General features: G+C 69.5%; 7 protein-coding genes. 2 read left to right on the top strand and 5 right to left on the bottom strand.

Annotated elements, in window-relative coordinates; all coding sequences use genetic code 11:
* Nucleotides 1–221, top strand: a 221-nt coding sequence (locus C6Y14_RS44745) for a hypothetical protein (RefSeq protein ID WP_213084363.1), incomplete at its 5' end; no start/stop codon positions are given.
* 195 nt (nt 222–416) lie between these two features.
* On the opposite strand, the gene C6Y14_RS43640 is transcribed toward C6Y14_RS44745, so the two are convergent.
* Nucleotides 417–1,424 (bottom strand): stage II sporulation protein M, encoded by a 1,008-nt coding sequence (locus tag C6Y14_RS43640; RefSeq protein WP_107022490.1) that lies wholly within the window; start codon nt 1,422–1,424, stop codon nt 417–419.
* 127 nt (nt 1,425–1,551) lie between these two features.
* Between C6Y14_RS43640 and C6Y14_RS43635 the strand changes: the two genes are divergently transcribed.
* Entirely contained in the window at nt 1,552–2,691 is a 1,140-nt protein-coding gene (locus tag C6Y14_RS43635) for an RDD family protein (protein WP_107022489.1), read from the top strand.
* Between the two features lie 25 nt (nt 2,692–2,716).
* On the opposite strand, the gene C6Y14_RS43630 is transcribed toward C6Y14_RS43635, so the two are convergent.
* The 4 genes from C6Y14_RS43630 to manA all read right to left on the bottom strand — a co-directional run bounded on the left by C6Y14_RS43630 (nt 2,717) and on the right by manA (nt 7,758).
* Nucleotides 2,717–3,361 (bottom strand): hypothetical protein, encoded by a 645-nt coding sequence (locus C6Y14_RS43630; protein ID WP_107022488.1) that lies wholly within the window; start codon nt 3,359–3,361, stop codon nt 2,717–2,719.
* A gap of 104 nt (nt 3,362–3,465) precedes the next feature.
* Nucleotides 3,466–4,923: an adenosylhomocysteinase gene (ahcY, locus tag C6Y14_RS43625; RefSeq protein WP_107022487.1), complete on the bottom strand. Its 1,458-nt coding sequence runs from the start codon at nt 4,921–4,923 to the stop codon at nt 3,466–3,468.
* A 506-nt stretch (nt 4,924–5,429) separates the two neighbouring features.
* The gene (locus C6Y14_RS43620) at nt 5,430–6,407 is read right to left on the bottom strand and encodes a cation diffusion facilitator family transporter (RefSeq protein WP_107022486.1); all 978 of its coding nucleotides are present in this window, start codon (nt 6,405–6,407) and stop codon (nt 5,430–5,432) included.
* A 199-nt stretch (nt 6,408–6,606) separates the two neighbouring features.
* Complete coding sequence (gene manA, locus C6Y14_RS43615) at nt 6,607–7,758, bottom strand: mannose-6-phosphate isomerase, class I (protein ID WP_107022485.1); 1,152 nt, start codon at nt 7,756–7,758, stop codon at nt 6,607–6,609.
* Nucleotides 7,759–7,886 lie beyond the last annotated feature (128 nt).

Genomic DNA, 7,886 nt, shown 5'->3' with positions numbered 1-7,886 from the left:
TGTTGAGTTCTCAAGGAACGGACGCTTCCTTTGTACTCACCCTCTCGGGCTTTCCTCCGGGCGCTTCCCTTCGTGTTTCCAACCTTACCAGATCCGTTTTCCGTTCCGTTTCCGGTCGGAATTTGTTTCCAGTGGCCAGTTGGAAGGCCTTTGCCTATTTGATTGCCTTGCGGCTCTCTTTCGGCGAGTCCGACTTTATCAGAAGTTTTCGACCGGCCTGACCGGCCACTCAATTTCTGAATTATCGGGAGGTGCTCCACCGAAATTGAATTCCAGGGAGCTGACAGATGCTAACTGCCACCGCCGAGCTTGTCCAGCTCTAGGCAACTGTTCGAATCTACCTCCCCACACGTCCCGTGTCAACGGTTTTTGTGGGGCGAAGAGGAGACTAGCAGCCTGATCGGGGTGCCTGCACATCAGGCCGCGGTCGGCACCGCGGCGCTGCGCTCGGCCTCCTCTACGTCGCCCGTCTCTCCGGCCCGTACCGCACGGCCGCCCAGGACGTAGACGTAGACGAGGAACAGCACTTCGGCGGCTACGCCTATGCCGATGCGGGCCCAGGTCGGGAGGCCGGAGGGGGTGACGAAGCCTTCGATCGCGCCTGAGACGAAGAGGACCAGGGCGAGGCCTATCGCCATGCCGAGGGCTGCACGGCCCTCCTCGGCGAGGGCCGCTCGACGCGTACGCGGGCCCGGGTCGATGACGGTCCAGCCGAGGCGCAGCCCGGTGCCGGCCGCCACGAAGACGGCGGTCAGCTCCAGGAGGCCGTGCGGGAGTATCAGACCGAGGAAGGTGTCGAGACGGCCCGCCGAGGACATCAGGCCGATGCCGACACCCACGTTGAGCATGTTCTGGAAGAGGATCCAGATGACCGGCAGGCACAGGAAGGCGCCGAGGACCAGACACATCGCTGCTGCCTGGGCGTTGTTCGTCCACACCTGGGCCGCGAAGGACGCCGCGGGGTGACTGGAGTAGTACGTCTCGTACTGGCCGCCGGGGCGGGTGAGCTCCCGTAGTTCTGCGGGGGCCGCTATCGAGGACTGGACCTCGGGGTGGGTTCCTATCCACCACCCCAGGAGGACGGCGAGCGCGGTCGACAGGAGTGCGGTCGGCACCCACCAGTGGCGTGCCCGGTAGACCGCCGCGGGGAAGCCCTGGGTGAGGAAGCGGGTGACGTCTCGCCAGGAGGCACGGCGGGTGCCTGTCACCGCACTGCGCGCGCGGGCCACCAGTTGACTGAGTCGGCCGGTGAGCTGCGGGTCCGGGGCGCTGGACTGGATCAGGGAGAGATGGGTTGCCGTGCGCTGGTAGAGGGCGACGAGTTCGTCGGCCTCCGCCCCGGTGAGACGGCGCCGGCGTCCTAGGAGTACGTCGAGCCGGTCCCACTCCGCCCGGTGGGCGGACACGAAGACATCGAGGTCCATCGGGTTGGCTGCTCCTCGGCTGCTCGTCCTGCGCTCGTCGTGTGGTCAGCTTGTCGCACTGCGGCGCGATGTGCCTCAGCTTGGCAGACTGGCTGTTCTCAAGGCAGTTCGGGGAAGGACGGCGGGCGTGAGTGAGCTTGTGACGGGCGAGGCGGTGGCACTGGAGCTGCGCCCCGCGAAGCTGCCGAGCCGGGTACTGGCCGTGGTGCTCGACCTGGTGGTGGCGGTGACCGCCTATGTGGTCGTGATGATCGTCCTGGCCGTGGCCACGGCCACGCTCGACGAGGCGGCGCAGACGGCACTGGCCATCGCCGCGTTCCTTCTTCTCCTGGTGGGCGGGCCGATCGCCGTGGAGACGCTCAGTCATGGGCGCTCCCTGGGGAAGCTGGCGTGCGGGCTGCGCGTGGTGCGGGACGACGGCGGGCCCATCCGGTTCCGGCACGCGCTGGTGCGTGGCGCGGTCGGTGTGGTCGAGATCCTGATGACGTTCGGGGTCGTGGCGTGCATCGCGTCGCTCGTGTCGGCGCGGGGGCGGCGGCTCGGTGACGTGTTCGCCGGAACCCTCGTCGTTCGGGAACGGATTCCCACCGGGCGTACGTCCTTCGTCCCTCCGCCGCCGCCCTGGCTGTCGGGGCGGTTCTCCGGACTTGATCTGTCCGGGGTTCCGGACGGGCTGTGGCTGGCCGTGCGGCAGTACCTGACGCGGATGCAGCAGTTGGACCCGCAGGTCGGGTGGGCGATGGCGGAGCGGCTCGCGAACGATGTCGCCGAGCGCACCGGGACCCCGGCGCCGCCCGGCGTTCCGCCGGCGGCGTTCCTGGCGGCCGTGATGCAGGAGCGCCAGGCGCGGGAGGCACGGCGGGCGTTCGGTGGTGGCGCCGGTGGTGGGGCTGCCGGAGGTGGCTTCGTCGGCGGCCCGGCCGGGCCGGGGCCCGGTGTGGGGCCCGTTGTGCCGGGCTGGGGCGCGCCGAACATGCCGTACGGCACAGCGTACGGAGTACCCAACGGCACCCCGTACGGCCCGGGACCTGGCGCGATTCAGCCCCAGGCGCCGGTCGGGAACCCGATGCAGGGTGTGGTGGGAAGTCCGGCGCAGGGTCCGGGCGCTGTCCGCCCGGGCGCTTCCTATCCCCCGCCCGTTCCCCGTCTCCCGGCGACTCCCCCTCCGCCGGCGCCGGCCGCGGCCCCCGCGGACGCCTGGGACCAGCCGGTGACGCGGGAGGCCGACGTGGAGCGGCCCGCCACCGGGTTCGCCCCGCCCGCCTGACCGACGGGCTCGTCGGGCAGCGGGGTCAGACGAAGACCGACGGCGGCGATTCCAGGTCTTCGAGCTCGATGCCGGGGGCCGAGAGCACCACGTCGCCGGACAGGTGCACAGCATGCTGTTCGCCGGTGTCCAGGGCTGTGACCTGGTATTCCTCCACGGTGAGAGGGCCGTTGTCAGTGGCGTGTGCTTCTCTCGTGATCAGGGCCCAGGACTGGTCGAGGGTGCGCGGGGCGAGGACCGGGTCCGTGAAGGCGACGAGGCGTACACGCGTGGCGGAGGCATCGGGGGTGAGGCGCAGCAGACGTGCGGTGGCGACGAGGAAGGCGGGGGACGAACCGGTGAAGGCGTGGGCGCGGACATTGCCTTCGGTCGCGTGATCTCCCGTGGGGTCGGTACGGACCCAGGTGACACCGTCGAGGGCGGCGGCGCGGACCTGCCAGCCCGACGCGTGGAGTTCGAGGCGGATGGGGCGGCCGCGGTCGTCGAGGGCGAGGTCGACTGAACCGGCGGGGGTGCCGGGTCGTGCAACTCCCTTGGGCCCGGTGCCGGGAGGGGTGGTCAGTTGGGAGACGTAGCGCCAGCCGGAAGGGCCGGGCGCGCAGTGGAAGCGTTCTTCGGCGAGGGGGGTGTGGTCGTGCGGGTCATGGAGCGAATAACGGCCGCGGGGCATGGTGGCTCGGGTCTCGGGTCCTCGTAGGGGGCAGGCCCCCGCCGGTGAGGGCGAGGGCCTGCTGACAACCGTTGTGTGAGTGCCGGGCTGTGTGAGCGCGGGGCTCAGTAGCGGTAGTGGTCCGACTTGTACGGGCCCTCGACCTCGACACCGATGTACGCGGCCTGCTCGGGGCGGAGCGTCGTGAGCTTCACGCCGAGCGCGTCCAGGTGGAGGCGGGCGACCTTCTCGTCGAGGTGCTTGGGCAACACGTAGACGTCGGTCGGGTACTCCTCGGGCTTGGTGAACAGCTCGATCTGGGCCAGGGTCTGGTCCGCGAACGAGTTGGACATCACGAACGACGGGTGGCCGGTCGCGTTGCCCAGGTTCAGCAGGCGGCCCTCGGAGAGGACGATGAGCACCTTGCCGTCGGGGAACTTCCAGGTGTGGACCTGGGGCTTGACCTCGTCCTTGACGATGCCGGGGATCTGCGCGAGGCCGGCCATGTCGATCTCGTTGTCGAAGTGACCGATGTTGCCCACGATCGCCTGGTGCTTCATCTTGGCCATGTCCGCGGCCATGATGATGTCCTTGTTGCCGGTCGTGGTGACGAAGATGTCGGCCTTGTCGACGACCTCGTCGAGGGTGGTGACCTGGAAGCCGTCCATCGCCGCCTGCAGTGCGCAGATCGGGTCGATCTCGGTGACGATCACGCGGGCGCCCTGACCGCGCAGGGACTCCGCGCAGCCCTTGCCCACGTCGCCGTAGCCGAGGACGACCGCGGTCTTGCCGCCGATGAGGACGTCGGTGGCGCGGTTGATGCCGTCGATCAGGGAGTGGCGGCAGCCGTACTTGTTGTCGAACTTCGACTTGGTGACGGCGTCGTTCACGTTGATCGCCGGGAACAGGAGGGTGCTGTCGCGGTGCATCTCGTACAGACGGTGGACGCCGGTCGTGGTCTCCTCGGTCACGCCGCGGATCTCCGAGGCGAGCTGGGTCCACTTCTGCGAGCCGCTCGTGATCGTCCGGTTGAGGAGCTCCAGGACCACGCGGTGCTCTTCGTTCTCGGCGGTGTCGGCCGAGGGGACCTTGCCGTCCTTCTCGTACTGGACGCCGTTGTGGACGAGCATCGTGGCGTCGCCGCCGTCGTCCAGGATCATGTTCGGGCCGCCGGTGGGGGTGTTCGGCCAGGTCAGCGCCTGCTCCGTGCACCACCAGTACTCCTCCAGGGTCTCGCCCTTCCAGGCGAAGACCGGGATGCCCTGGGGGTTGTCGGGCGTGCCGTTCGGGCCGACCGCGATGGCGGCCGCCGCGTGGTCCTGGGTGGAGAAGATGTTGCAGGAGGCCCAGCGGACCTCGGCGCCCAGGGCGGCCAGGGTCTCGATGAGTACGGCGGTCTGCACGGTCATGTGCAGGGAGCCTGTGACGCGGGCGCCGGCGAGGGGCTGCGCCTCGGCGTACTCCTTGCGGATCGACATCAGGCCGGGCATCTCGTGCTCGGCGAGGGTGATCTCCTTGCGACCGAAGTCGGCCAGGGAAAGGTCGGCGACCTTGAAGTCCTGTCGGTTGTCGACAGTGGTCATACGAGCTGCTCCTCGGGTTGGGGCGAGGTCGGTTTCGGCTGGTCTGCGCGGCGGCGGGCACGGTGAGCGCCCCACGGGGCACACGAATGCCCGGTGCCTTGCGCAGCGCAGTCCGTCGGAGGCCCTCTCTCCCTCGGCCGGCCCGTGGGGCCGCCCGACCGCCATCAGCAGCGACGTCTGGCTCGGTTACGAATCTACACCGATCGGAGCAGTGGGCCCCAGTCCGCCTGCGAACAGATCAAGCGGATTTCGAGTGTCCGGCGGTCGCCGCGACCCCGGTGCCGCGGCGATCCCGGTGCCGCAGCGGTCCTGTTTGCCAGGACCGCTGCGGAGACCGCCGCGGGTGAGCGAGTGATGGCCGCTTCCGGCAGGGCGGCTGTTCCCGTCGTGCTGTGCGGGACGCGTGGCCGTGGTCACTGCCGTGGCCGTGGCCGTTGCCGTACGTGGCTGGGGCCCGCCGAATCGTTCGGCGGGCCCCGGTCACGTATCCGGCGGTCGTACGTCGGTCAGTGTTCGGCGGTCGGTGCCGGGCCGCCCGGTGAGGCTTCCGGGTCGGCGCCCTTGACGGCCTCGGACTCGTTGTAGATGTCGGGTTCGAGGTAGATGACGCGGGCGATCGGGACGGCCTCGCGGATACGGGACTCGGCGGCGTTGATCGCGGAGGCGACCTCGGCGGCCGTGTCGTCGTGCTCCACGGCGATCTTGGCGGCGACCAGCAGTTCCTCGGGACCGAGGTGGAGCGTGCGCATGTGGATGATGCCGGTGACCGTGTCGCCGTCGACGATCGCGGCCTCGATCTTCTGGACCGCCTCGATGCCGGCGGCCTCGCCCAGGAGCAGCGACTTGGTCTCGACGGCCAGGACGATCGCGATGACGATGAGCAGGATGCCGATGCAGAGGGTGCCGATGCCGTCCCAGACGCCGTCACCGGTGGCCAGGGCGATACCCACACCGCCCAGGGCGAGGATCAGACCGACCAGCGCGCCCAGGTCCTCCAGGAGGACGACCGGCAGCTCGGGTGCCTTGGCGTGGCGTACGAAGTCCTTCCAGGACTGCTTGCCGCGCGTGTGGTTGGACTCCTTGATGGCCGTCCGGAAGGAGAAGGACTCGGCGATGATCGCGAAGACGAGGACGCCCACCGGCCAGTACCAGTGCTCGATCTCGTGCGGGTGCTTGATCTTCTCGTAGCCCTCGTAGATCGCGAACATGCCGCCGACCGAGAAGAGGACGATCGAGACGAGGAAGGCGTAGATGTAGCGCTCGCGGCCGTAGCCGAAGGGGTGTTGCGGGGTCGCCTCGCGCTTGGCCTTCTTGCCGCCGAGGAGCAGCAGTCCCTGGTTGCCGGAGTCGGCGAGCGAGTGCACGGACTCGGCGAGCATCGACGACGAACCACTGAAGAGGAACGCCACGAACTTCGCTACCGCGATAGCGAGGTTGGCGGCCAGTGCCGCCACGATCGCCTTGGTGCCGCCTGACGCGCTCATGTGTTCCCGATGTCCCTTCGTCCGCCACTCGACTGCCACTCGATTGGCACTCGACCGGCACTCGTCTGTCACCCGGCTGCCCCGGTCTGCCGCCGTCAGGCTGCCGTCCCGCATTTTGCCCGCCCTTTGCGGTGGGCCATTGTTGCAGTCCGGACCGGCCCCGGAACGCCGGGCCGCCGCAGTGATGCCCGGTGATTCCTCAGACGACGACGGTGGCCCGGAAAATCGTCCCGTTTCCGGAGACTTCCACCGCTTCGTCCGCCGGTACGAACACGGATCCACCCGGAACGAGCGTGACGTCGCCCGTCCGTACGGAGCCCGCGGTGCACAGCAGGATCTGCGGGGTGCCGCGGATGAGGTCGCGGCCGGGTCCGCCCGCCGGCAGGACGTACCGGGAGAGGCGGAACTCGTCGATGGGGGTCTCGTAGACCTCCTCGCCGTCCGGGGACGCCTCGGGGCGCAGTACGCCCGCGTCGCCCGCCTCGAAGCGGACGATGCGCAGGAGTTCGGGGACGTCGACGTGCTTGGGGGTGAGTCCGCAGCGCAGCACGTTGTCGGAGTTGGCCATGATCTCGACGCCGAGACCGTTCAGATACGCGTGCGGCACACCGGCGCCGAGGAACAGGGCCTCACCGGGCTGCAGTTGTACGTAGTTGAGGAGCATCGCGGCGATGACACCCGGGTCGCCGGGGTAGTGGTGCGCGATCGAGGCGTACGGGGCGTGGGCGCCGCCGAGCCGGGCGCAGGCCGCGGCGGCCTCGGTGACCGTGGTGGCCATCAGCTCGGGGTCGGCAGTGAGTACTGCGGTCAGCACCTCGCGCAGCGCGGCCTCTTCGGGGTGCGCGTGCAGCAGGTCGACGTACGGCTTGAGGGAGTCGACCTCCAGGGCCGAGAGCAGTTCGGCGGCCTCCAGCGGGGCGCGGAACCCGCACAGGCCGTCGAACTCCGTGAGCGCGCAGATCAGTTCGGGCTTGTGGTTGGCGTCCTTGTAGTTGCGGTGCGGCGCGTCGATCGGGACACCGCGGCGCTCCTCGTCCTCGTACCCCTCCCTGGCCTGGGTCAGGTCGGGGTGGACCTGGAGGGAGAGGGGGGCGCCCGCGGCGAGGATCTTGAGCAGGAAGGGGAGGCGCGGGCCGAATTTGGCGACCGCCTCGGTGCCCAGTTCACGCTCGGGGGCCGCGGCGATCACCTCGGTGAGGGGGCCGCGGGCGGTGCGTGAGGGTGCGCCCGGGTGGGCGCCCATCCACATCTCGGCCTGCGGTTCGCCGGACGGCTCGGTGCCGAGGAGCCGCGGGATGGCCGTGGTGGAACCCCAGGCGTAGGGGCGGACGGTGTTGTCGAGGCGGTCCATGGTGTGTCGTGTTCTCCGTACGTGTGCCGGTACGCATGCTGGTACGCGTTCTGGAACCTGCGCTGGAACCTGTGCCGGTTCGCGTCCTGCCCGGCGGAAGCTGCGGAAGCTGCGGGCTCCGGGTCGCA

Source organism: Streptomyces dioscori (genome assembly GCF_003024195.1).
GTDB classification, from domain to species: Bacteria; Actinomycetota; Actinomycetes; order Streptomycetales; family Streptomycetaceae; genus Streptomyces; species Streptomyces dioscori.
Note: the sequence above shows the minus strand (reverse complement) of the source record. Positions and strands in the feature narration are given on the sequence as shown.